Source organism: Nocardia sp. NPDC046473 (assembly GCF_040645995.1).
Taxonomy (GTDB): Bacteria; Actinomycetota; Actinomycetes; order Mycobacteriales; family Mycobacteriaceae; genus Nocardia.
The window spans coordinates 868,869-890,944 of the sequence record NZ_JBEYZJ010000002.1; the positions used below are offsets into that span (position 1 = coordinate 868,869).

The window sequence follows — 22,076 nt, forward strand, 5'->3', positions numbered from 1 at the left end:
ATGAACACATGACCAAAAACGCACCCCAGTCTTCCATTCGACAAGGCCACCGTGACACCGAAACCGGTGTTCTGCTTACCAAGCCACGGAGTTACCGCACATTCAAGGCCCTATTCCTGCTCGGTCGCGGTGGCAGGCTCAACACTCGGCTGGTCGCCCTCAGCGGCGCGGCGCCCGGCCACCAGGTGGCCGACATCGGTTGCGGCCCAGGTGATCTCGCACGGAAGCTGGCCGCGCGCATCGGTCCGGATGGCAGCGTCATCGGCATCGATCCGGCGGCGGAAATGATCGACTACGCGACCGAACATTCCAATGATGTGACAAATTGCCGATTCGAACTCGGTGCCGCGCAGACACTCCCGTTGCCCGATGCTTGCTTCGATCTGGTGACCTCTACCTTCGCCATGCACCATATCCCGGAGGCACAACGGTCGGCGGCCATCGCGCAGATGTTCCGGATACTCCGCCCCGGCGGCACGCTGCTGCTGGCCGATACCTATCCGACGGGCCTGGTATTGCCCATCGTGGTTCGCCGCATGGCACGTGTTGCCGCCCGCCGAACGCACGACACAACGGGGCCCGGTCGGCACGCGGATCCGTTGGCGGCGGTCGACATTCGTCGCTACCGGGAGGCGCTGAATGCGGCGGGATTCGGCGCGGTGGCATTCCACACGGTCACGCCCGCGACAGGAGTGCTGCTCGCTACCAAAGCGATCGGCGGTTAGATCATGTCCTTCGACGCCATCCAGCGCATCGTGAACCAGCCGCACAGCACCGGAAGCCAGCAGGTGAGTACGCGATAGAGCAGGACCGAGGGGACCGCGATGTCCAGCGGCACGTTGAACGCGCCGAGGCCACCGATCAGCGCGGCCTCGACGGCGCCGACGCCGCCGGGGGTCGGCGCCGCCGAGGCCAGCGTGCCGCCGATCATGGTGACGATGGTGACGGTGATGAAGGTGGTGCCGCCGCCGAAGGCCTCCACGCTGGCCCACAGCGCGCCGGCCATGCCGAGGGTGATCGCCGCGCAGCCGAGGATGATCACCGAGAAACGCTTGGGATCGCGCGCCAGATCGGCCAGCTCACCGAGCACCTCCTGCAACTGCGGGCGCACCGAATTGTTCAGCCAGTGCCGCAGTTTCGGCACGAACATGAAGGTGCCGATGATGCCGACGCCGACACCGGCGATCAGATACAGCACCGTGGCGTCGGGGACGAAGTGCGAAAGGTCCGCGGAGGTGCCCGCCGCGACGCTGAACACGGCGAGCAGACAGAGGTGGGTGATCACCTGCACCGCCTGCTGCAGCGCCACCGCCGCGGTGGCGCGCACCGTGCCGACGCCGCCCTTCTGCAGGAATCGCACGCTGAGTGCGAGCCCGCCGACCCTGGCCGGGGTGGTCGTCGCGGCGAAGGTGTTGGCGATCTGCATGATCACCAGGTTCTTGAAACTCACCGCGCCGGACGCACAGGCCCACAGTGCCGCCGCCGCACCGACATAGGTCAGGCAGGAGACCGCGAGCCCGAGCAGTGCCCACCACCAGTTGGCCGACTTCAACTGGGTGAAGAAGGTAGGCACCGCGCTGATGAACGGGTAGGCGACGTAGACGAGCCCGATCAGCAGCACCAGCTGGATGATCTGGTTGCGGGTGAACCGGGTGATCTGCTCGGCCTGGATCCGGTCCTGGCCGGTCTGCTTGCGCACCTCGTCGCGCGCGGCGCCCAGCGCGTCCTTCCAGTCCGGGACCGTCTTGCGCAGCCCGGCGGGCATGGCGGACTTGGTCAATCGGCTCGCGGCGGCCAGCACCGGCTGCTCGCCGAGGGATTCGATGGCGGCGCTGACCGCGGGTTCCTTGCCGAAGATCGCGGTGGTCGACACCAGCAGCTGCGCGATGTCGGATTGCTGCTGCTTGAGCGAGGCGCCGTATTCGGAGCTGGCGAATCCGCCGAACAGCGTGGTGCCGTTGTTGATTCGGATCTCGGTCGGGCGCAGGTCGCCGTGCGAGATCTGGCCCTGGTGCAGGTCGTCGAGCGACTTCCACACCCCGGCCAGCTGCTCGACGGGTGCCTCGCTGATCCGGGTGCCCTTCGGCATGGTGTGCGCGTGCAGCATCCAGCCGCGATCCAGCGCCGCGACGGCGACCGGCGTGCTGCTCGCCAGGCCGAGTTCGCCCACCGCGAGTGCCATCAGCGCGCGATGCTCGACCGCGCGATGCATGGACCCGTGCAAGGCCGCGGTTTCGCTGGCGCGGAAGGTGAGCCAACGCCACAGCTGGCGCAGCGCGCCGAAGCTGCGCTGGTTCTTGCCGTACATCTCGACGACGAGTCCGCGCTCCGGTCCGTCGATGGCGGCGGCCAGCACCAGTGGGCCGCGCCCGGCCGGATGCACCACGGTGAATCTGGTGACGGTGTGCCCCCGTTGCGCCAGCACGCGCACCGCGGCGTCGAGCGGCACCTCGAGTGCGGGCGTGCCGACGACGAGCACGATGACCGCGCCGACCAGCCAGCCGACGGCCAGCCCGAACATCGCCCGCGCGGGCACCACCGTGCTGACCACCAGGTGGATCGGCGCGAACGCCAGCAGCAGGAACCACAGATACCGGCGAGGACGGTTGGGCAGCCATGGACTCGATACCGTCAGCACGGCCGCCAGCATCGCGATCCAGCGCGGATCGTCCAGGAACTGCGACAGGAAGGTATCGAGTCGATCCGGCACCTGCAGATGCCATTTCGGCGCGGACAGGCCGGTACCGGTGATCGAGAGCAGTAGCCCCGCGGTCAGGCCCGCCGCCGCGTAACCGGCCAGCAGCTTCCACTGCCTGCCGATGATCAGCTCGAGCAAGATGGCGAACGGCAACGCCAGGATCGCCATGCCGTAGACGAGATAGACCAGGTTCGATTGGTCGGGATTCAGGAATCCGACGATATTGGACACCGAACGTTCCAGCGCGAGCCACTCGGGCCGGGTGATCACCGACGCCGCCACGACGATCGCCACCCACACCGCAGCCAGCACGACCCGGATGATGTCACTCGTCCGCCGGATCAGCGGCTGTAGCAGGTTGCCCGTAACCGGGATATCCCGCCCATCGACTCGCATGTATCGGCACTTTCGGATCGAGTTGGAGCTGCGTCGGCCACCCTCGCTCACCCTTTCGGTGAGTATGCAGGAGACCGGCGTGGACGATACACACCAACACGCCGCGCGCGCCCAGGCCAAATGTCAGCCAGTCCGGCGGTCTGTGCGGTATCTCACGCCGCATGGAGGTTGAACGTGACACTGGTGTCAGGTTCGAGAATTGGCGGCATGGACAACGAGCTCTACGACTACAGCCCGATCACCGATCGCGCGCCGATTCAGTGGCCCGGCGGCGCGCGGGTCGCCTTCTATGTCGGCCTCAATGTTGAGCACTATCAGGTGGATCGGCCCTCGACGAGCATCTTTCCCGGAACCGCGGGCCTGGCTCCCGACCCGTTGAACTACGGCTGGCGCGATTACGGCCCTCGGGTCGGCATCTGGCGACTGACGCAGATACTGGACCGGCACCGGATCCGCGCCAGCGTGCTGCTCAATTCCGATGTGGTCGAGCACAATCCACAGATCATCACGGCGGGCCTGGCCAGGGACTGGGCCTGGCTGGCGCACGGCAAGAACAACTCGATCTTCCAGGCCGACATGTCGATCGAGGAGGAGCGCGGCTATCTCACCGAGGTGGTCGAGACCATCGAGCGGGCCACCGGCCGCAGGCCGCGCGGCTGGATGGGACCCGCGCTCACCGAAACCTTCCACACCCCAGCGTTGTTGGCCGAGCTCGGCCTGCACTACGTGCTCGACTGGACCAACGACGACCAGCCGTATCCGCTGAATGTGCCGGGGCTGCTGAGCGTTCCGTACACGGTCGAGCTGAACGACAACACGCTGTTCCTCGGCAAGGGGACCAGCGGGCCCGACTTCGTGCAGATCGTCAAGGATCAGCTCGACCAGCTCTACTCGGAATCGGCCGGGAGTGGCCGGGTGATGGCGCTCGCGCTGCACCCGTTCGTGATCGGCCAGGCGTTCCGGGCCAAATATCTGGACCAGGCGCTCGAATACGTGGCGAATCATCCCGGCGTGTGGCTGACCACGACCGACGAGATCGCCACGCATTTCGCGGCTGCTCTTGCCGAATCTGCCCGCGCCGAAGACCATCAGGTCAGTTAGACCGATGTGCGGCCTCGCGCATCCGCGACTCGCTAGCGCTTTGATCAGGAGGCAGGGATGGCTGTGCAGGAACAGGATCTGACCGGGAAAACCGTGGTGGTGACCGGCGCGAGCTCCGGCATCGGCGCCGAGGCCGCCGCCACGTTGACCGCGCGGGGTGCCACCGTCGCGGTGGTCGGCCGCTCGCCGGAACGGACGGCGGCGGTGGCGGCGAAGGCGGGTGCCGAGCCGTTCATCGCCGACTTCGCCCGCTTCGACGAGGTGCGCAAGCTCGCCGACCAACTGCTCGACCGCTACCCGCGCATCGATGTGCTCGCCAACAACGCGGGCGGCTCCTGGCCCAAGCGCACCGCCACTGACGACGGCAACGAGCTGACCTTCCAGGTCAACCACCTGTCGCCGTTCCTGCTGACCACCCTGCTGCTCGACCGGCTGGTGCAGTCGCAGGCCAGGGTGATCAACACCGCCAGCATGACCTACCGGATGGCCAGGCTGAACCTCGACACCGTCAATGCCACGTCGGGCTCGTTCAACCAGATGGGCGCCTATGCCGCGTCGAAGCTGGCGAACATCCTGTTCACCAGGGAGCTGGCCCGCCGCACCGAGGGCACCGGGTTGGTCACCGCGGCCTTCCACCCCGGCGCGGTCGCCACCCACGTGTACGACCACGCACCGCTCGGCCTCGGCCGGCTCATCCGATCCCCACTGTCCAAGCCGTTCTTCATTCGACCGGACAAAGGCTCGGAACCGTTGGTGCACTTGGTGACCACGTCGGACGAGATCAACGGGCAGTACTTCCACCGGTTCAAGCTGGAGCCGCCGAGCAACAGGCAGGCGATGGATCCCGTTCTCGCGCAACAGCTGTGGGAGATGTCCGAGCGGGTCACCGGGTCGGCCGGGACGTAGTTACTGTTCGGCCTCGGCGAGTTGTGTGTGGCGGCCACTATCCGCCTCGGGCTCCACGCCGACGCCGAACACACCGCCGGTGTAGCTACCACGGTCGAGTTCGACGATCGCCTGCGCGACCTGCTCGGTGGGTACCAGCGCCGGAAAACTGTTGGGCGCGATGCCATTGGCGCGCACCCCGAACTCGGCGAACTCGTCGGCGATGTTCCTGGTCAGCTGATTGAGCGCGGCCTTCGACGCCGAGTACAGCGTCTGTCCCGGGTAAACCTCCGAGCCGGAGATACTGGAGACATTGACGATGTTCCGGTTCGCCGCACGATTCTCCGGACCGGCATGCAGCCAGAACCGCTGTGCCAGTCGCGCCGAAAACCGCAGCGGTACACCGACATTCAGCGTGAAATGCGGATCGAACTGCTCCAGCGCGGCATCGCCGTCGACGATGCCGCGCGGCTGCAGCTGTACGTGCGCGGCATTGTTGACCAGCAGATCGACCTTGCCGAACCGGGCGAGCGCGAGATCGACCACCCGCTCCACCTCACCCGGCGCGGTGAGATCGGCCCGGACCACGTAGACGGCCGAATCGTTCTCCGGCACCGCCTTTTCCGGCTCCAGCGGATCGACGAACCACTCCAGCTGCGACGGCACCGCGGGCGTGCGGGTGCGGCACACCGCGACGATGTCGTAGTCGGTGTAATAGGAGCGGCAGAACACGTTGCCGAGCGTGCCGCCCGCGCCCGTGATCAGGCAGACCCGGCGGTCACCAGTAGACAAGGCGGTCCCCTCCCCAACGTTCGATCGCTTCGTCCTTGGTCCGGTGCACCCACATCACCACGCTGTTGCGGTCCCTGGTGTTGCCGCCCGCGAAGGTGTGCCAGGTGCGCGGCGTGACCTCGAACAGGATGAGCGAATTGTCCAGCGGCGGCACGAGGGTCAGCTCCGGCAGCTTGTCGCCCTCGGCGATGTGGTCGTAGAGCGCGGTCTCGCCGCCGTCGCCCGGCTGCCAGCCGGGGTTGCCGAAATAGAACAGCACCGCGACCGCGCGCACCGACTCGCGGGCGACCACACCCGATTCACGCACACCGAACTTGGTATCCACCCCGCCGCCCGGCAGTCGTACCTCGTCGGGACCGGGAGCTTCGCCGGGGAACCACGCGGGATTGAGATCGTTGTGCGGCCACCCATACGGGGCACCCGGCGAATGATGGTGCACCGAACCCTCGACGTCACCGGTCGCGGTGACGCCGCCGACCCCGGCGACCAGGTCGTGCCACTCGCGGGAGGTGAACACCGCGAGCGAGGTGTCGCGCAGATCGGCGAGGCGGATCCCGTCGGCGCTGTAGTTCGTCGCGACCTGACCGGCCAATTCGGGACGTTCGCGCTGGATGCGAGCCAGATCATCGGTCAGCCGCTGATAGAACTCCGGCACGAACACGTCCCTGGCGTACACGTGCGGGAACGGCTGACTGCGCCGGATCCAGCGCCGATGGGCGAACAGGTCCGCGAACCGTTCCGGCCGCGCCGGTGCTTCCAGTACCGACTCGGTTGTCACATCATCACTCCCTCCCGGTCGAACCACTCGCGATCATATTGCCCGGATATCGCGGCGCGCAGTTGGTGTTCGTTTTGTACGCGGTGCGCGGGCGGGTGTGCGAATGGTCAGGCCGGGAGGCGTCAGGCGGGTGCGGCTACCACGTGCTCGCACCGGACTGTTCGACCGGCCGGGCACCCGAAAAGCGCGCGGCGAGGAACGCGAGGTAGGCGATGAAGCCGACCGACCCGATCGGCCTGCTGCGCCGGAACGTGATGGCCAGTCCCAGCACCATCTCGGTGAATCCATTGCGGTAGGTCCAGCGGCGGGTGGCGCGGGGAAAGGCCCGCGCGGTCAGTGGGTCGAAGGCGCGCGGCGCCGTGAAATGTGCCGCGCCGGTTCCGGCCAGCCCGAGCCCGAATGCCCGCGCGCGCAAGCTGTCCGGGGTGCGCGCGGTGATCACGACGGGGTGCTGCGATGGTTTGCCGGCCGCGAGCGCCCGAGTTGCCTTGCGCCGCTTGCGACGGCCGATGAATCTGCTGCGCATGTTTCTCCTCGGCGCTAGGTACGGACGCTCAGTCTGCGGCTGCGGAAGAACTCGGCGAGGTCCTCGTTGGTGAACGAGTCCGGCCGGACGTCCTCGATGTCGCCGGTGTAGGTGGCGGTAGCGTCACCCGCCATCTTGGTGAACGCGTAGTGGTCGAACGGGAAATGCTTGTTCCCCCACCACATTTCGAGGTGGGTACTCGGCCGGATGGCCGCCGGGTCGCCCTGATAGTTGACGTAGTACGTGTTGGAGCCGGCGCACGCGTCGGACAGCCACATCGTCTGCGACCCGCGCCGCACGCACTGCCGGAAGTAAGCGTCGTGCGGCTCCTGCTTGATCTCCACCGCGGTGGCGCCGCGCCTGCGCGCCTCCTTGATCGCCCTGGCCGCGTGCCTGGTGGTGCACTCGATCATCGCGAGATAGGAGCCCGCCGCGAACCCGTACGGACCGGTGATCAGAAACAGATTCGGGAATTTCGGCACCGTCACGCCCTGATACGCCTGGTAGTGGTTGCGATCCCAGAACTCGCCGAGATCGAGGCCGTCCCGGCCGGCCAGCGGATACGGCGGCGTGAAGCCCTTGTCCATCACCCGGAATCCGGTGGCGCACACCAGCACATCGACCTTGCGCAGCACTCCGTCCACGGTGACCACCCCGGTCTTGGTGACCTTCTTGATCGCGTCGGTGACCAGCTCGACGTGGTCCCTGGTGAACGTGCGCAGGTACCGGTTCGACACCGACGGCCGCTTGCAGCCCGGCGCGTAGTCGGGCGTCAACCGTTGGGCCAGTTCGGCATTGCCCGGCAGCTGCGCGCGATACAGCGCCCCGCCGCCGCGCTGGGCGAGCTTGACCACACCCGGAATCTGGCTGTGGAACACCCCGACACCGGAGATGCCGAAGTCGATGCCGAGCGTCACCGCCGCACGCAGTACCCGGCGCAGCGGACCCACATTGACCATGATGTTCTTCGCGAACGCCGGAATCGGGAAGTCCGGTTTCGGGGCGACCCAGATCGGCCGCCGCTGGAACACCGTGAGATTCGATGCGATGTCGGCCATCTCCGGAATCAGTTGCAGCGCAGTGGCACCCGTTCCGATGACGGCGATCCGCTTGCCCGCGTATTCGTAATCGTGGTCCCACTGCGCCGTGTGCACGATCTTGCCGCCGAAGTTGTCGATGCCCTCGATGTCGGGCATCTTCGGCACCTCCAAGCCGCCGACGGCGCCGACGACGAACCGGGAGGTCACCTCCTGGCCGGTGTCGAGCTTGCCGCGCCAGAGATGGTGCCGCTCGTCCCATTCGCCGCCGACCACCTTGGTGTTCAACAGGATTCGCGGCCGCAGCCCGTACCGGTCGACCACCTGGTCGGCGTAGGCCTTCACCTCTGCGCCCGGCGCGAACATCCGCGACCACACCTTCGGCGGCTCGTAGGAGAAGCTGTAGTAGACCGACGGAATGTCCACCGCCACACCGGGATAGGTATTGGCCTGCCAGGTGCCGCCGATATCGTTGTTCTTGTCGACGATCAGAAAGTTGTGGATGCCCGCCTTGCGGAGTTCGACGCCCATCCCGATGCCGCCGAAGCCCGCGCCGATCACGACGACTTCGAAATCGGGTTGCTCGACCGAACGCGAGTGCGCCGCCTGCGCAGGTGCTATCGACACGGTTTACCTCCGTTGGTAGTGCTGCACCGACGATAACACTGTCTGGGACAGATTGGCCAGATCGGCGTATGACGAGCAGCCCCGCCCGCAGCGTGCGAGCGAGGGCGTTGTCCTCGAGCTACCTGGTCAGCCGACCGACATCTGCCGGTTGTCCGTGTCGTTTCGCCGCTTGCGCACCGCGGCCAAGTCCACCGGACGATCCGGGTCGGGCTCGTCGACGGTCCCGAGCGCCTCGGCGAGGCCGGGCATCCAGCGCAGGATCTCCTCGCGGTACGGGCCCTCGGTCTCCAGCTGGCTGAGCACACCGATCAGGGTGAGCGCGGCCCTGGCGAACGGGGTGAAGTAGGCGGGCATGGTCATCTCGCGCACCACATTCGACAGCCGCGGATTGGTGGTGCGCAGCACCTGCTTGCGCAGCCAGGGCGTCGTCATCCGATAGGTCGCGTGCTTGAACGGTTCACTGCACGGTTCGACGATGGCGTAGAGCTCTTCGATGTCGAAAGCGCGCCCGGTCGTGACGAAGCCGTGCCGCCGGGTCGCCACCTCCAGCTTCTCCGGCCCGCCGCCGTTGAAGAAGGCCTTGCAGTAGTCGAGCGCCAGTTCTTCGAAACCGTCCGGCGGCCAGGCGCAACAGGCCCCGAAATCGACCACGCCGAGCCGTCCGTCCGGCAGCACCCGGAAGTTGCCGGGATGAGGGTCGGCGTAGAGCAGCCCGTGCCGTCCCCAGCCCGAGGTGATGAAGCGGACCATCAGCATGCCGACGCGATCGCGCTCGGCCTGCGCGCCGGAGGCCACGATGCGGGTCAGCGGGGTGCCCTCGACCCACTCGGTGATCAACACGTCGCCGCGCTGCGCGATCACCTGCGGCACATAGAAGTCCGGATCGTCGGCGTAGGCCGCCGCGAAGGTGCGCTGATATTCGGCCTCGGCCGCGTAGTTCAGTTCCTGGCTGACGCTGTCGCAGATCGCCTCGGTGACCGCTTTGACGTCGGCGCCGGGCAGGAAGACCGTGGCCAGATGCGAGATCCTGCGCAGTTGCTCCAGGTCGGCCGCGACGGCCTGGCGGCCACCGGGATACATCACTTTGACCGCGACCGGCCTGCCGTCGTGCCACACCGCGCGGTGTACCTGGCCGAGTGAGGCCGCGGCGGCCCGTCGATCGTCGAATTCCTGGAAGTGCCGCCGCCAGTCTTCGCCCATGCTGGCCGCGATGGCCTCGTGCACGGTTCGCGGCAGCATGATCGGCGCCGCGTCCTGCAGCTGGCTCAGCGCGATCCGGTACGGCTCGGCGATCTCCGGCGGCAGCGCGAGTTCGTAAATGGCAAGCAGCTGACCGAGTTTCGCGGCGCAGCCCTTCAGCTCGCCGAGTACCTCGAACATATGCTGAGCGGTGCGCAGCTGGATGTCGCGATTGACTTCTTCGGACGATCTGCCGAGTGCCCGCCTACCGACGCCCGCGGCCTGCCGTCCGGCGAAGGCGATCGGCAACGCGGCCAGCTTGGCATTGCGAACAGCCGCGCGAACTGGGGGTTTGCCGTCGGACCTCGACGCGAACAGGCGCGAGCGCCTGCCCGTTGAACCCTCGTCAGAACTGTCGCCGCTGCGCCGGATAGCCATGACTCACCTCACACTGTGCGCGGACCAGTGTTGCACACGTGCAGTCTGGCACAGTAGGGCTTAGACTGTCTGGGACGTAATCTAACGTAGTCGAAAGGTGACTTCGATGGGATCCCAGACGGTAGTCGCCGACGTTGCCGATGAGTTGGCACGCCGGGTTGCCGCGGGGGAGTATCAGCCGGGGGACCTCATGCCGTCCGTGCGCCAGGTAGCCGAAGAGTTCGATATGAACCGGGCGACCGCGCAGCTGACGCTGGGGCGGCTGGAGACAAACGGGTTCGTCGAGGCGCGCCGTGGCAAGGGTTTCACCATTCGGGACGTCCGCGAGGCGGGCGGCGTCGATGTGTACCGGCAGCTGTTCCGCTTCTCGATTCCGATGCCGGACATCGCGATAGAGATGTTCCGCGACATCGTCGACGTCGAGCGCGGCATCGTGATGGAGACGCTGCTCGCCTACACGGGCAGCGATCATGCGATCGATCAGGCCGAACTCAAGGCCGAGATCGACAAGCTCGAAGCCATTGCCCGACAGGATGATCCGGACCTGCGCGAGATTCTGAGCATCGAGGTCGGCCTGGTGCGCAGGCTGCTCACCGCGCTCGGGCTCACCATGCAGCGGGCGATTCTGAACTCGGTCGGCGAGATGGTGCTCGAGGTGCCGGAGGCGGTCGAGGCGTTCTTCGCGGGCGCGCCGGACCTGCACGTGCTGGTCTGGCGGGCGCTCGCGGCGGTGTGGGACTCCGGTTCCGGGCCGTCCGAGGCGCAGGTCGCGCTGTTCGAAGACCTGTTCGGGATGTACCACGAGAAGGTGGTCATTCGGTTCGACGAGCTGGTCGGCGCATCCGACGAGCAAACCGACGAGGGGCACGCGGCCACCGCCTGACGGTGCGCATCGCTCGATTACGCCCGGAAAGTGTTGCCTTTTCGTGCGCTGAATTCTGCCTGCGCTGACGTATCGCCCCATTGCCTCGCTGTCTCAGACAGAATAGGGTGGGTGATACGCACCGAAGCGAGGTAACCATGGCAGGCAGTAGGCGTAAGGGTTTGGCGCGGTCGGCGAAATTGGCCGGGCTGCCGATGGGCATTATGGCCCGCCGGGTCACCGCGACCGGTCGCGCGATGATGACCGGCGTACCGCGCGGCGAACTCGACGACGAGCTCATCGACAAGGCCGCGGATCAGATGTTCGCGGTGCTCGGCGAGCTCAAGGGCGGCGCGATGAAGCTCGGCCAGGCGCTGAGCGTGGCCGAGGCCAGCATCCCGCCGCGCTTCGCGGACCGCTATCGGGACGCGCTCACCCGGCTGCAGTCGCAGGCGCCGCCGATGCCGACCAGCTCCGTGCACCGGATGCTCGCCGAACAGCTCGGCACCCGCTGGCGCGAGCGCTTCACCGAGTTCGACGACAAGCCGATCGCCGCCGCCAGCATCGGGCAGGTACACCGCGCCGTATGGCGTGACGGACGCACGGTCGCGGTGAAGGTGCAGTACCCTGGCGCCGACACGGCGCTCATGTCGGACCTGAAGATGCTCCAGATGTTCTCCGGCGCTTTCGGTCTCATGCTGCCCGGCGCGGACGCCAAGTCTTTGATCGCCGAGTTCATCGATCGCACCGCCGACGAGCTCGACTACCGGATCGAGGCGGATCACCAGCGGCGCTTCGCCAAGGTGCTCGCGGGCGACCCGGCCTTCCAGATACCCAAGGTGATCGCGAGCGCACCGAAAGTGCTTGTCTCCGAATGGATGCAGGCCACCCCGCTGGCCGAGATCATCGTCGATGGCACCAAGGCACAGCGGGACCGAGCGGGCCGACTGCTCATCGAATTCTCGCTGTCCTCGCCGGTGCGGGTCGGTTACCTGCACTGCGACCCGCATCCCGGGAACTTCCAGCTGCTCGCGGACGGTCGCCTCGGCGTGATCGACTTCGGCGCGTCGATCGCACTGCCGGAGGGGATTCCGGCGGTGATCGGTGAGCTGGCCCGCTGCGCGGTGCGGGAGGACTATGACCAGTTGGCGATTGTGCTGCGGGACAATGGTTTCGTGCGTCCGGGTCACGCGCTCGAGCTCGGTCCGATCGAGCGGTTGGTCGCGCCGATCGTGGCGCAACTCCAAGGCGACAGCGTGCACATCAGCCGAGAACTGTTGCAGGGGCACACCGCTCGCGCACTCGACCTGAAGAACTTGTCGCTGACCAACACTCGGGCGGTGCAGGCCCCCACCGAGATCCCGGAGCTGGCCATGCTCGGCCGGGTCTTCGCCGGAGTCGTCGGGGTGTGCGCCCAGCTCGACGCCGAAGGTCCGTTCGTCGAGCTGGTCTCGCGTTGGCTGCCCGGCTTCGGCGAAGACGGGGCCGCCGCCTAGGTCATGCAAGTTGGCTGTTGCGGCCAGTTGTGGATGGACGGCTTACCGACCTTGTGGTGAATCAGAGGCGAGTGCTGAGCCCGCCTAGGCTCCAGCGCGCCACCGGCCGCGCGAGTGGGGCGAACATCTGCAACGGAAACAACCTACCGAAACGCGGGTGCGCGGCGAGGGTCCAGGTGAGGGTGGTTTCGCCGGAATCTGTTGCGCTGACTACGTATTCCTCTGCGATGGACTTCATCACGAACGGCACCGAGGATTTGGTCGCTGTCAGCGCGAGCCGATGCCCTTCCTCCCTGGCGATCACCTGTTCTTCACCCGCGACGAACAGGCCGTCGAAGACTCGGGTGGCACCAACGCTGCGCGCACCATTGGGGTAGCGCATGCCGTTGATCAGCGGCAGCCAGGAGAAGAGCCCGTTGGTGTCGAGCGCGGCCCACACCTGATCCGGCGAGGCGTCGAAGGTCCGCTCGGCCGTGACCACGAATGCCGCTTTGTCATCGACGAATTTCCGCAGTGTCCCCGCGTGAATCGGCTTCAGCGGATTACCGCCGCCGGCGAGCAGCGCCTTGGTCCAGCGCCGCGACACGATCAGCCCGATCAGTCCGGCGAGTCCCCCCAGTATGATCAGCACGCCGACGATGATGAGAAAGGTTGTCATCCAGTAACTCCCAGTGTTTTCGCTGCGGGGTGATCGATCACTATTCGGGCAACGCGTTCGAGTTCGGGCCCGGTGACGATCCGCATTGCGGTTCGTGTGGCGCGACCGATGCCACCGCCCGCCCCGGTGACGACGGCGGGGCCGGGATAGAAGTCGGTCATGCCGCCGCGTTCCTGCGGAACAGCCGCCGCAGTCCACCGCGATGGGTGACGGCGGTGCCGTTCACCACCTGCTGATGGAAGGCGCCGATCTCGCGGAACGCGGCACGGCCCTCGGGCAGGATGTCGGCGCCCGCGACGAAGACGTGCGCCTGCCGATCCCAAATCTGCAGGCGGCACAGCACTCCCGCCTCAGCGCACCGCGCGGCAAGTAATTCGGCATCGACGAGCAGGACTTCGGTCGAGCCGACCAGGACGAGAACCGGTGGCAGGCCGGTGAAGTCGTGGTTGACCGGCGACCAGGCCGGGTCGAGCGCCCCGTTGATCCGGTATCCCCAGCGCACGATCACATCCAGTCCACGAATCGGAATCACCGGATCCAGCACAGCATTCGGGTGCGCGTATTTCTCGGTCGGATCGAGATCCGCCCACGGCGCGATCGCGGTGATGCCGCCGGGCATCGGCAGCCCGGCGTCGCGGACGGCGAGTGCGACGCTGAAAGCCAGCCCGCCGCCGGCCGAATCGCCCGCCACGATGATCCGTTCGCCGGTGAAACCGCGGGCGAGCAGGTAGCGGTAGGCGGCGACGCCATCGGCGATGGTATCGGTGATATGTGCCTGCGGCAGTTGGCGATACGCGACGCTCAGCACGGGCATGCGGCTGGCCCGCGCGATGCGCGACACGATCCGGCGATGCGTGCGCAGCCCACAGGATATGAAGCCGCCGCCGTGGAAATAGAGGATCGCGCTGTCGGTGCGCATGCCGGGATCGGGAGTGTCGCGATGCCACAACCATTCGCCGTCGAAGCCGTCGAACAACACCGACCTGCGCCGCGTGCCGGCAACCGCGATCAGCACGGCGGCGGGCGCGTCCGTGTAACTACTGACCGTGAAGACCCTCTTGTCTTGGATGGGCCCGTATTGCCCTGCGCGGGAAAGGGTTTCGAGACTGCCGCGCACCGTCGCGAAGAGCAGCGGGTTGATGATGCGTGAGATCAGGCTCGCCCGGTTGGGTATCTCCACCGTGACGGTGGCGCGCGGCGGACTGTCCGGCAGCGCCTGCACGACGGAAACGGGGGCGTTGGTCGAGGTCATAGGGGTCCTCCAGGCGCAATCCCTGCGCGCTTCGGCATTGAGCGCGCCCAGCACAGTGTACACTGTCTCAGACAGTAATGGCATGATCGTTTCCCGGCGAACGCTCGCCTCGACGAAGTACGCGACCAGCCGGTTGCGGGTGGCGGGATAGGTGTCGGCGTACCGTTTTGTCCATGACCGTCTCATTCGAGCCGTTGCCCGCGATTCCGCTGGAATCCTGGCGGCCAACCAAGGAGACACTGCACCGCTTCGCCCAGATCGTGGGCAAGGTGGCGCTGGCCAAGGGCGTCCGGCGCAACCACTGGTGGCATATGACCTACCGGCTCACCGCGCGCGGCTGGACCACCGTGCCGCTCGGCTCCGCACGCAACGGGCCGGTGTTCACCTGCGCGTTCGACTTCTTCGATCACGTGCTGCGGATCGCGACGGACCAGGGAGTGCAGGTCGAGATCGACCTCGTCGACCAGTCGGTGGCCACCTTCTACGGTGACGTGATGAGTGGCCTGCGCGACCTCGACATGGATGTCGTTCTCGCGCACCCGCATCCGTTCGATCTGCCGGACGCGCGGCGGCCGTTCGAGGACGACGACGAACATCGTGACTACGATCCGGCGAAGGTGCAGCACGCTTTTCGGGTGCAGAGCCAGGTCGGGCGGGTGCTGGAGGAGTTCGGCGCGACCTACTCCGGCAAGATCAGCCCCGTCCAATTGTTCTGGCACACCTTCGATATCGCGGTGCAGCGCTTCTCGCCGCGGCATATCGAGCTGCCCGACACGGTGGATTCGGTGACCCGCGAGGCGTACTCCCGCGAGGTGATCAGTTCCGGATTCTGGTTCGGCGACGACAAGGTGCCCGAGCCGACCTTCTACTCCTACACCGCACCCGAACCCGCCGGACTGGCCGAACGCTCGCTCACCCCGGCGGGCGCCCACTGGGTCGCCGCCGGCGCGGGCCACTCGGCCTACTACCCGTACGAAGCCGCCCGCGAGACCGCCGACCCGGTCGGCGCCGCACTCGAGTTCTTCCAGTCCGTCTACGCGAACGGCGCCGAGCTGGCCGGGTGGGACACCGACCAGCTCACCTGCTGGGGCGGCGTCACCGACCCGGTGCTGAAGCGAGGCATCGCCCCCTGGCCGGGATGATCAGCATCTGAATGCCCAGATGGACAACAGATTTCGTGAGTACATGGGTAACCATCGGGTACGCCCAAAACTCGACTCAGCACCCAGCCGCCAGCCCGCGAGCTGCCGGTCGCGGTACCCACGACCGGCAAAAGGCGCGGAGAGGCGGGGGAGTCCGAATAACTACAGGCCGCCGTTGAGCTTGTTGAGGCGATCGCAGGCCTCGACGTATTCCTGGATCAGCCGATTCACCACGTCGGCGGAACGCTCGACCTTGGTCATCATGCCGACCACCTGGCCGACCGGGTTGAAGTTCACGTCCTTGGCGGCCTCGGGGTAGCGGTGCCCACGCTTGACGCCGTCCAGGGCCACCATCATCTGCAGCGGCATGGGCAGCGGGTCGGGAGTGTCGGCCTGCTCCCAGGCATCTGTCCAGTCGTTGCGCAACATCCGGCACGGCTTGCCGGTCCACGAGCGCGAGCGCACGGTGTCGTGGCTGGACGCATCAATGTAGGTCTGCATCTGCGCGGGCGGCACATTGGCCTCTTCGACGGTCAGCCACAGCGAGCCGGTCCACGCGCCCGCCGCACCCATGGCCATCGCGGCGGCCACCTGGCGGCCGTTGCCGACGCCGCCCGCCGCGAGCACCGGCAGGTCGCCGACGGCGTCGATCACCTGCGGCCACAACACCAGCGAGGAGATCTCGCCGCAGTGCCCGCCGCCCTCGGTGCCCTGGCAGACCACGAAATCCAGGCCGGCGTTCTTGTGGTTGAGCGCGTGCTTCACCGAGCCACACAGCGCGCCGATCAGCCTGCCGGAGTCCTGCACCTGCTTGATCACGTCGTCGGGCGGCGTGCCGAGGGCGTTGGCGACCAGCTTGGCCTTCGGGTGCCGCAGGATCACCTCGACCTGCGGGGCCGCGGTCGTCGCGGTCCAGCCGAGCAGCTGGTTGTGCCGCTCGCCGTCGGGCAGCGCGGGCACGCCGTGGTCGGCCAGGATCTTCTCCGCGAAATCGCGGTGGCCGTGCGGAACCAGTTCCGCCAGTTTGGCTTCCAGCTCGTCGGGGCTGAGGCCGTCGATGCCCTTGCCCTCGTACTTGCTGGGGATCACCAGGTCGACGCCGTACCCGCCGTGCACATGTTCGTCGAGCCAGCTCAGCTCGACCTCTAACTCCTCGGCGGTGAAGCCGACCGCACCGAGCACGCCGAGTCCACCGGCATTGCTGACCGCGGCCGCCACGTCGCGGCAGTGGGTGAACGCGAAGATGGGGAATTCGATCCCGAGCCGTTCGCAGATTTCGGTACGCATGGCGTGCTGGTCTCCCTCGCTGCTGCGCCGCCGCGAACGACGCACAGCAGCTTGTCCTAGAACGAGTTACATAGTTGTCCGCGGTGCTGTCCGGAGCATGCTCGGACTCCGACTCGTCGAATCAGCCGCGGGCCGTTGATATCGCCATGACACGGCCGCGGCGTCCTCGACTGGTCGTGCACCATCCTTCGACAGTAACACGTTCTAGTTTTGCTGGGCAGGCCTCTTTCAGACGGCGGCTTCCTCCAGCTCACTCAGCGCATTTTCCAGGTGGTCGAGCAGCCGGGGGAGTTCGGGGACGCTGCGTCGGCAGCCGACCAGGCCGAAGTCGAGATTGCCCGCGTTGCTGGTCAGCGTGATGTTCACGGCCTGGCCGTCGAACGGGATCGACATCGGGTAGGTGGCGTCGAGGCGGGCGCCGTTCCAGTACATGGGCTCGCGCGGGCCCGGCACGTTCGAGATGACGATGTTGAACGCCGGATTGGTCAGCGGGACCAGGCCGGGCAGCAGGCTGAGCGCGATCGGGCTGACCATGAGCGCGGACAACGCCATCGTCTGGATGCTCGACAGCGAGCCGTACACGTCCTTGCTCTTGCGCATCGACTCGCTGACCACGCGCAGTCGGTCCAGCGGATCGGCGACGTCGGTGCCGAGGTTGCACAGTACGGCGCCGACCTTCACGCCATTGGTCTCGACATCGTCGGCCGAGCGCAGCGACATCGGCACCATGGCGATCAATGGCTTGTCCGGCAAGGCATTTCGCTCTTCGAGGTAGGAGCGCAGCGCACCGGCGGACATGGTGAGCACCACGTCGTTGATGGTCGAGCCGGTCGCCTTCTTGACCTGCTTGATCCGCTCCAGCGGCCAGGAGCGGACTACGGTGCGGCGGGCCCCGCCGATGGGCACGTTGAACATGGTGCGCGGCGCCTCGAACGGCATGGTCAGCTGCTGCTGGAGCAGCACGGAGCGGGCGGTGCGCAGCAGGGTCGGCCCGGATGCGGCCGCCGACAACAGGTTTCGGGCCGCACCGCGCAGTCCGGAGCCGGACTCGGCCGCGGGTTTGCGCGGTGTCCTCGGCAGATTCCACGGCACCTTGGCCTCGCCCGCGGTCGGTTCGCTGGTCAGTGTTCGCTGCATCACGCGTTGGGCGGAGACGCCGTCGATCAGGGCGTGATGCATCTTCGAGTAGACGGCGAAGCGGCCGTCGGCGAGCCCCTCGATGAGGTAGACCTCCCAGAGCGGGCGGTGCCGGTCGAGCAGGTTGCTGTGCAGTCGGGACGCGAGCTCGACCAGTTGATCCATCCGGCCGGGACGCGGCAGCGCGAGGCGGCGCACGTGGTATTCGAGCTCGACGTCGTCCGCCCTGGTCCACGCCATTTGCGGGGCGCCGAACAGGGTGGCCGGGCGCTTACGGAACGTCGAGTCGATGTCGGTGCAGGCCAGCAACTTTTCGTAGGTCTGCCCGGCGAAGTCGGGACCGGCGTCGTCGGGCGCTTCGAACAATTGCAGCGAGCCGACGTGCATCGGGTGTTCGCGGGATTCGGCGAGTAGGAAGACGGCATCGATCGGTGCGATGAGATCCATGGTGTGGTCGCCCCCTGACGACAGGTGGTGGTTTGTAATCGAATCGACCACGTTGTCGGGCGGGCCCGTGCGCAGCCATGAATCCTGCGCGACACAACCAAGTTACCTGGTCCGGGCGGACGCTGCGCTGTCTTTAGCGAAGCTTTGATACCAGTAAGTAGGCCTGCTGGAATCGTTCGCCCGGATCCGGCTCTCGGACCATTCGGGTGTGCACCGTGAATCCGGCGTCCCGCAACAGTGCGGCAAGTCGCTCCGGTGACCAGCGGTAGGCGCGAGTGACCTTGTGGTCGAACGCTTCTACCGCGTCGGGTGCGTCGGTCGCGAAGAAGGCAAGCAGCGCGTGCCCTTCCACCTCGAGTACCCGATAGAACTCGGCCAACACCTGCGGCATGCGTTCGGGCGGCAGATGGATGAACGAATACCACGCGACCAGCCCGCGCACGCCGGCATCGCCGAGCGCCAGCTGCTCCATCGAGCCCTCGGCGAAGGACAGCTCCGGATACTGCTGCCGGGCAAGGGCGATCATCGCCGGGGACAGATCGATGCCGAAGGCCGGTAGGCCGAGGGAGTGCAGGTGTGCGGTGAGTCGTCCTTCGCCACAACCGATGTCGGCCACGGCGCCGGAACCGTTGGCCTGCACCAGTTCCGCGAATACGGCGAGCATGGCGCGGTCGTGCGGCTGCTTCGCCAGGTGGCCCTTGGTGAATTCCGCATAGACATCGGCGATGTCGTTGTAGGCGTTGCGAGTGATGTCCACGTCGGCGGGGGCGTTCGTATTTCCAACCACCCGAACATCATCCACCTCGCCGGCGTGGTTCAGGCGCCGGCCTCGAAGGCCTGCGCGACGGCCAGGCTGTCCTCGTAGACGTGGTGCCGGGTGACCAGGCCCGACTCGACGGTCAGGTGCAGTGCGAACCGGGCGCGATAGGCGCGCCCGGTGCTGCGCGCGGTCTGCCGGATCTCACCGAGCACCACCGCGTCAGCGCCGTCGACGAGGACGCGCTCGACCTCGGTCGCCACCTCTTCCGGCACATGGTGTTCGGCGATCGAGCGGAAGTGGGCGGCCGATTCGGCGCCCGTCGAGCGGTGCCGGATCCACGGCGTCGCGGCCCGGCCGTGCTCGGCCTCGGGCCAGTCCAGCTGCCAGTCCACCTCGTCGGCATACAGTTCGGCGATCGCATCGGCATCGCCGGAACCGATGCGGCGCAACAATTCAGCCACCACGCTGTGGGTGGTGGACGTCGTCGATGACAAGGTCGATCCTTTCGATGTCCGGCTCGCCTCCGGTCGAGACGGTCCGCGCATCATTGTGGCCGTGGCCGTCGACGCGGTCGATTACCTCGCGGGTAATGGTGGCCGCCTCGGGCGCTGCGGGTGTGGTGCACAGCGCCTCCTCCGGTACCTCGCGGCTGCGGGCGGTGCCGAGGATCGAACCGAAGATCACCAGCGGGAAGCCGATCGCCATGCCGGCGGTGAGTGGTTCGCCGAGCGCCGCGACGCCGAGCACGATGGCCACCGCGGGATTGATGTAGGTGATCACCGTCGCGCGGGCCGGGCCGACCTCGGAGATGAGCGCGAAGAACAACAGGAACGCGGCGGCGGTGCAGATCAGCGCGAGGCCGACGACGGACAGCGTGGCGTCGGCGGGATAGCTGGCCGGTCGGCGCCAGGCCGCGAACGGCGCGTAGACCACTGCGGCGATGATCAGCGACGCGGTCACCACGCCGAGCGGCGGCAGGTCGGCCAGCGCCCGGTTGATCACGATCGGCCCGACCGCGTACCCGATGGTGGTCAACGCGATCGCGCCGAGGGCCGCGGGATTGGACAGGTCGATATCGAGGCCGACCAACGCGGCGACGCCGGCGAACCCGACCATCAGCCCGGTGACCCGGCGGCGGTCGAAGCGGTCCTGGCCGAGCTTGGTCACGATGACCACCGCGATCAACGGAACGGCCGCGATCAACAGCCCGACGGTCGAGCTGTTCAGCGTGGTCTCCGCGAATCCGATGAACAACCACGGCCCGACGATCTCCACGAACGTGTACAACAGCAACGGTCGCCACCGCCGGAACACCGGCCCTAAGGCCTTGGTGTACAACGCGATCGGCAACAGCACCAGCGCGCCGATCAGCGTTCTGGCGAACGCGACGACCACCGGATCGAAGTCCTGCACCGCGATCCGGATCATCGCGTAGGGCACGCCCCAGATCACGCCCATCGCCAGGAACAGCGCCCAGCCGCGCCGCGTCATCGCGCAACCGCCCGTCGGCACAGAACAATGGGGGAGGTAGTAACTGGCATGCTCCACTCGCTTTCGATCAAACGGGAGCTTAGACCGGGCATCCGATCATCCGACAGATCCACTTCTCAGGGCATGGACCAGGCCACTTGCCCCTACTACTCGGGGCATCAGCGCTTTTCGGCCTCAGACGGAATCGACCAGTGGGCGCAGCTGGGCGGCGGCGCCTCGATCGTTGTGCCAGGTGCAGGCCAGTCCGAATGCGGCGACTCGGCCGGTGTCCACGATGCCGCGGATCGCGCCGGAGACTGTTTCCATGCTGGGGCCGCCCGGCGCTGGGAAGAGCAGGCCGGGCAGGTCGCCCGGATCGATCACATCGCAGTCGAGATGCAGGTAGAGCGGGCCGTCCGGCAGCGCACCGAGGTCGTCCACCCTGCGGTGCCGGATCCGCGCTGTGCGCAGGAACTCCGCTTCTGGCGGATCGAGATCGCGGCCGTCGACCAGGATGGCGCGTTCCTCGGGGATGTCGCGCAAGCCGATTCGATCAGCGATCAGGTGCCTGCCGTACCCGGTGAGCATCCGCAGCGGCATGCCGCCGAGGTAGCCGGAGGTGGATGTCTCCAGCGTCTGGACGTCGCCGTGCGCGTCGAACCAGACGATCGCCGGGTCGAATCCGGCCCGCTGCAGTCCGGCGACGACGCCGAGCGAGGTGGTGCAGTCACCGGACGCGACCACCGCCGGGTGTTCGGCGCGGCGGATGGACGCGGCCACCTGCTCCGCGACGGTGTCGTACAACACCGCCATGCGGGCCCATGGGTCGGCTGTGTCCGGTAGTTCGGGGGCGATCACTTCGTCCGGGGTCACCGGCGCATCCAGCTCGGGTAGGTACTCGTCGAGGTGGTAGGGGACGAGAAAACGCATGGGACCGAGCCTAATTCGGTGGTCCACGGCAGGCACCCGATTATCGAGCGGCTCCGGCGGCGCGGCGCGGCGGGTGGCTTCGGTGATGTGGCCGAGCCGATTTCGATGTCGATCCGCGCTACGCACCGGTGATCGTGGCGCTGACCGGCCCAGATGTGGCAGGTCATGGCAGCTGGAT

At 67.1% G+C, this 22,076-nt stretch carries 21 protein-coding genes; 6 read left to right on the forward strand and 15 right to left on the reverse strand.

Annotation, left to right across the window (positions count from 1 at the left end; genetic code table 11):
• Positions 1-8: 8 nt before the first annotated feature.
• The gene (locus ABZ942_RS09420; protein WP_357380223.1) at positions 9-725 is read left to right on the forward strand and encodes a class I SAM-dependent methyltransferase; all 717 of its coding nucleotides are present in this window, start codon (positions 9-11) and stop codon (positions 723-725) included.
• On the opposite strand, the gene ABZ942_RS09425 is transcribed toward ABZ942_RS09420, so the two are convergent.
• Positions 722-3,094: a lysylphosphatidylglycerol synthase transmembrane domain-containing protein gene (locus ABZ942_RS09425; protein ID WP_357380224.1), complete on the reverse strand. Its 2,373-nt coding sequence runs from the start codon at positions 3,092-3,094 to the stop codon at positions 722-724. The two genes, ABZ942_RS09420 and ABZ942_RS09425, sit on opposite strands and share 4 nt — an antisense overlap.
• 207 nt (positions 3,095-3,301) lie before the next feature.
• Between ABZ942_RS09425 and ABZ942_RS09430 the strand changes: the two genes are divergently transcribed.
• The gene (locus tag ABZ942_RS09430) at positions 3,302-4,195 is read left to right on the forward strand and encodes a polysaccharide deacetylase family protein (RefSeq protein WP_357380225.1); all 894 of its coding nucleotides are present in this window, start codon (positions 3,302-3,304) and stop codon (positions 4,193-4,195) included.
• 57 nt (positions 4,196-4,252) lie between these two features.
• Positions 4,253-5,101 (forward strand): SDR family NAD(P)-dependent oxidoreductase, encoded by an 849-nt coding sequence (locus ABZ942_RS09435; protein ID WP_357380226.1) that lies wholly within the window; start codon positions 4,253-4,255, stop codon positions 5,099-5,101.
• On the opposite strand, the gene ABZ942_RS09440 is transcribed toward ABZ942_RS09435, so the two are convergent.
• The 5 genes from ABZ942_RS09440 to ABZ942_RS09460 form a co-directional block, all read right to left on the reverse strand.
• Entirely contained in the window at positions 5,102-5,872 is a 771-nt protein-coding gene (locus tag ABZ942_RS09440; RefSeq protein WP_357380227.1) for an SDR family NAD(P)-dependent oxidoreductase, read from the reverse strand.
• Positions 5,859-6,650 (reverse strand): 2OG-Fe(II) oxygenase family protein, encoded by a 792-nt coding sequence (locus ABZ942_RS09445; protein WP_357380228.1) that lies wholly within the window; start codon positions 6,648-6,650, stop codon positions 5,859-5,861. Before ABZ942_RS09445 ends, ABZ942_RS09440 begins: the two co-directional genes overlap by 14 nt.
• 136 nt (positions 6,651-6,786) lie before the next feature.
• On the reverse strand, positions 6,787-7,176 hold the full coding sequence (locus ABZ942_RS09450; protein WP_357380229.1) for a hypothetical protein: 390 nt from the start codon (positions 7,174-7,176) through the stop codon (positions 6,787-6,789).
• A gap of 14 nt (positions 7,177-7,190) precedes the next feature.
• Entirely contained in the window at positions 7,191-8,834 is a 1,644-nt protein-coding gene (locus ABZ942_RS09455; protein ID WP_357380386.1) for an NAD(P)/FAD-dependent oxidoreductase, read from the reverse strand.
• Positions 8,835-8,966: 132 nt separating this feature from the next.
• On the reverse strand, positions 8,967-10,457 hold the full coding sequence (locus ABZ942_RS09460) for an AarF/ABC1/UbiB kinase family protein (protein WP_357380230.1): 1,491 nt from the start codon (positions 10,455-10,457) through the stop codon (positions 8,967-8,969).
• Between the two features lie 106 nt (positions 10,458-10,563).
• On the opposite strand from ABZ942_RS09460, the gene ABZ942_RS09465 reads away from it, so the two are divergent.
• On the forward strand, positions 10,564-11,340 hold the full coding sequence (locus ABZ942_RS09465) for a winged helix-turn-helix domain-containing protein (protein WP_357380231.1): 777 nt from the start codon (positions 10,564-10,566) through the stop codon (positions 11,338-11,340).
• Between the two features lie 137 nt (positions 11,341-11,477).
• Positions 11,478-12,815 (forward strand): AarF/ABC1/UbiB kinase family protein, encoded by a 1,338-nt coding sequence (locus tag ABZ942_RS09470; protein ID WP_357380232.1) that lies wholly within the window; start codon positions 11,478-11,480, stop codon positions 12,813-12,815.
• Between the two features lie 61 nt (positions 12,816-12,876).
• Here ABZ942_RS09470 and ABZ942_RS09475 read toward each other — a convergent pair whose 3' ends face one another.
• From ABZ942_RS09475 to ABZ942_RS09485, 3 genes are read right to left on the reverse strand one after another with little or no spacing between them, the layout of a single operon-like run.
• A complete protein-coding gene (locus ABZ942_RS09475) occupies positions 12,877-13,473 on the reverse strand; it encodes an SRPBCC family protein (protein WP_357380233.1) in 597 nt (198 codons plus the stop codon).
• The gene (locus ABZ942_RS09480) at positions 13,470-13,634 is read right to left on the reverse strand and encodes a hypothetical protein (RefSeq protein WP_357380234.1); all 165 of its coding nucleotides are present in this window, start codon (positions 13,632-13,634) and stop codon (positions 13,470-13,472) included. Before ABZ942_RS09480 ends, ABZ942_RS09475 begins: the two co-directional genes overlap by 4 nt.
• Positions 13,631-14,725 (reverse strand): alpha/beta hydrolase, encoded by a 1,095-nt coding sequence (locus ABZ942_RS09485; RefSeq protein ID WP_357380235.1) that lies wholly within the window; start codon positions 14,723-14,725, stop codon positions 13,631-13,633. Before ABZ942_RS09485 ends, ABZ942_RS09480 begins: the two co-directional genes overlap by 4 nt.
• A gap of 173 nt (positions 14,726-14,898) precedes the next feature.
• On the opposite strand from ABZ942_RS09485, the gene ABZ942_RS09490 reads away from it, so the two are divergent.
• A complete protein-coding gene (locus tag ABZ942_RS09490; RefSeq protein WP_357380236.1) occupies positions 14,899-15,867 on the forward strand; it encodes a DUF5996 family protein in 969 nt (322 codons plus the stop codon).
• Positions 15,868-16,029: 162 nt separating this feature from the next.
• Here the strand turns inward: ABZ942_RS09490 and ABZ942_RS09495 are convergent, their stop codons facing one another.
• The 6 genes from ABZ942_RS09495 to ABZ942_RS09520 all read right to left on the reverse strand — a co-directional run bounded on the left by ABZ942_RS09495 (position 16,030) and on the right by ABZ942_RS09520 (position 21,898).
• Positions 16,030-17,154, reverse strand: a complete 1,125-nt coding sequence (locus tag ABZ942_RS09495; protein WP_357380237.1) for a nitronate monooxygenase family protein — start codon at positions 17,152-17,154, stop codon at positions 16,030-16,032.
• A 228-nt stretch (positions 17,155-17,382) separates the two neighbouring features.
• Positions 17,383-18,738, reverse strand: a complete 1,356-nt coding sequence (locus tag ABZ942_RS09500) for a wax ester/triacylglycerol synthase family O-acyltransferase (protein ID WP_357380238.1) — start codon at positions 18,736-18,738, stop codon at positions 17,383-17,385.
• Positions 18,739-18,871: 133 nt separating this feature from the next.
• On the reverse strand, positions 18,872-19,525 hold the full coding sequence (locus ABZ942_RS09505) for a class I SAM-dependent methyltransferase (protein WP_357380239.1): 654 nt from the start codon (positions 19,523-19,525) through the stop codon (positions 18,872-18,874).
• Between the two features lie 29 nt (positions 19,526-19,554).
• Entirely contained in the window at positions 19,555-19,992 is a 438-nt protein-coding gene (locus ABZ942_RS09510) for a nuclear transport factor 2 family protein (RefSeq protein WP_357380240.1), read from the reverse strand.
• Positions 19,952-20,989: a DMT family transporter gene (locus ABZ942_RS09515; RefSeq protein ID WP_357380241.1), complete on the reverse strand. Its 1,038-nt coding sequence runs from the start codon at positions 20,987-20,989 to the stop codon at positions 19,952-19,954. The genes ABZ942_RS09510 and ABZ942_RS09515 overlap by 41 nt, the downstream gene beginning before the upstream one ends.
• A gap of 174 nt (positions 20,990-21,163) precedes the next feature.
• Positions 21,164-21,898 (reverse strand): arginase family protein, encoded by a 735-nt coding sequence (locus tag ABZ942_RS09520; RefSeq protein ID WP_357380242.1) that lies wholly within the window; start codon positions 21,896-21,898, stop codon positions 21,164-21,166.
• Between the last annotated feature and the right edge of the window lie 178 nt (positions 21,899-22,076).

Bases quoted from the DNA above. Each gene is read 5' to 3' on its own strand.
- ABZ942_RS09420 (WP_357380223.1), top strand. From the start codon at position 9: ATGACCAAAAACGCACCCCAGTCTTCCATTCGACAAGGCCACCGTGAC.
- ABZ942_RS09425 (WP_357380224.1), bottom strand. From the start codon at position 3,094: ATGCGAGTCGATGGGCGGGATATCCCGGTTACGGGCAACCTGCTACAG.
- ABZ942_RS09430 (WP_357380225.1), top strand. From the start codon at position 3,302: ATGGACAACGAGCTCTACGACTACAGCCCGATCACCGATCGCGCGCCG.
- ABZ942_RS09435 (WP_357380226.1), top strand. From the start codon at position 4,253: ATGGCTGTGCAGGAACAGGATCTGACCGGGAAAACCGTGGTGGTGACC.
- ABZ942_RS09450 (WP_357380229.1), bottom strand. From the start codon at position 7,176: ATGCGCAGCAGATTCATCGGCCGTCGCAAGCGGCGCAAGGCAACTCGG.
- ABZ942_RS09460 (WP_357380230.1), bottom strand. From the start codon at position 10,457: ATGGCTATCCGGCGCAGCGGCGACAGTTCTGACGAGGGTTCAACGGGC.
- ABZ942_RS09465 (WP_357380231.1), top strand. From the start codon at position 10,564: ATGGGATCCCAGACGGTAGTCGCCGACGTTGCCGATGAGTTGGCACGC.
- ABZ942_RS09470 (WP_357380232.1), top strand. From the start codon at position 11,478: ATGGCAGGCAGTAGGCGTAAGGGTTTGGCGCGGTCGGCGAAATTGGCC.
- ABZ942_RS09475 (WP_357380233.1), bottom strand. From the start codon at position 13,473: ATGACAACCTTTCTCATCATCGTCGGCGTGCTGATCATACTGGGGGGA.
- ABZ942_RS09480 (WP_357380234.1), bottom strand. From the start codon at position 13,634: ATGACCGACTTCTATCCCGGCCCCGCCGTCGTCACCGGGGCGGGCGGT.
- ABZ942_RS09485 (WP_357380235.1), bottom strand. From the start codon at position 14,725: ATGACCTCGACCAACGCCCCCGTTTCCGTCGTGCAGGCGCTGCCGGAC.
- ABZ942_RS09490 (WP_357380236.1), top strand. From the start codon at position 14,899: ATGACCGTCTCATTCGAGCCGTTGCCCGCGATTCCGCTGGAATCCTGG.
- ABZ942_RS09495 (WP_357380237.1), bottom strand. From the start codon at position 17,154: ATGCGTACCGAAATCTGCGAACGGCTCGGGATCGAATTCCCCATCTTC.
- ABZ942_RS09500 (WP_357380238.1), bottom strand. From the start codon at position 18,738: ATGGATCTCATCGCACCGATCGATGCCGTCTTCCTACTCGCCGAATCC.
- ABZ942_RS09515 (WP_357380241.1), bottom strand. From the start codon at position 20,989: ATGACGCGGCGCGGCTGGGCGCTGTTCCTGGCGATGGGCGTGATCTGG.
- ABZ942_RS09520 (WP_357380242.1), bottom strand. From the start codon at position 21,898: ATGCGTTTTCTCGTCCCCTACCACCTCGACGAGTACCTACCCGAGCTG.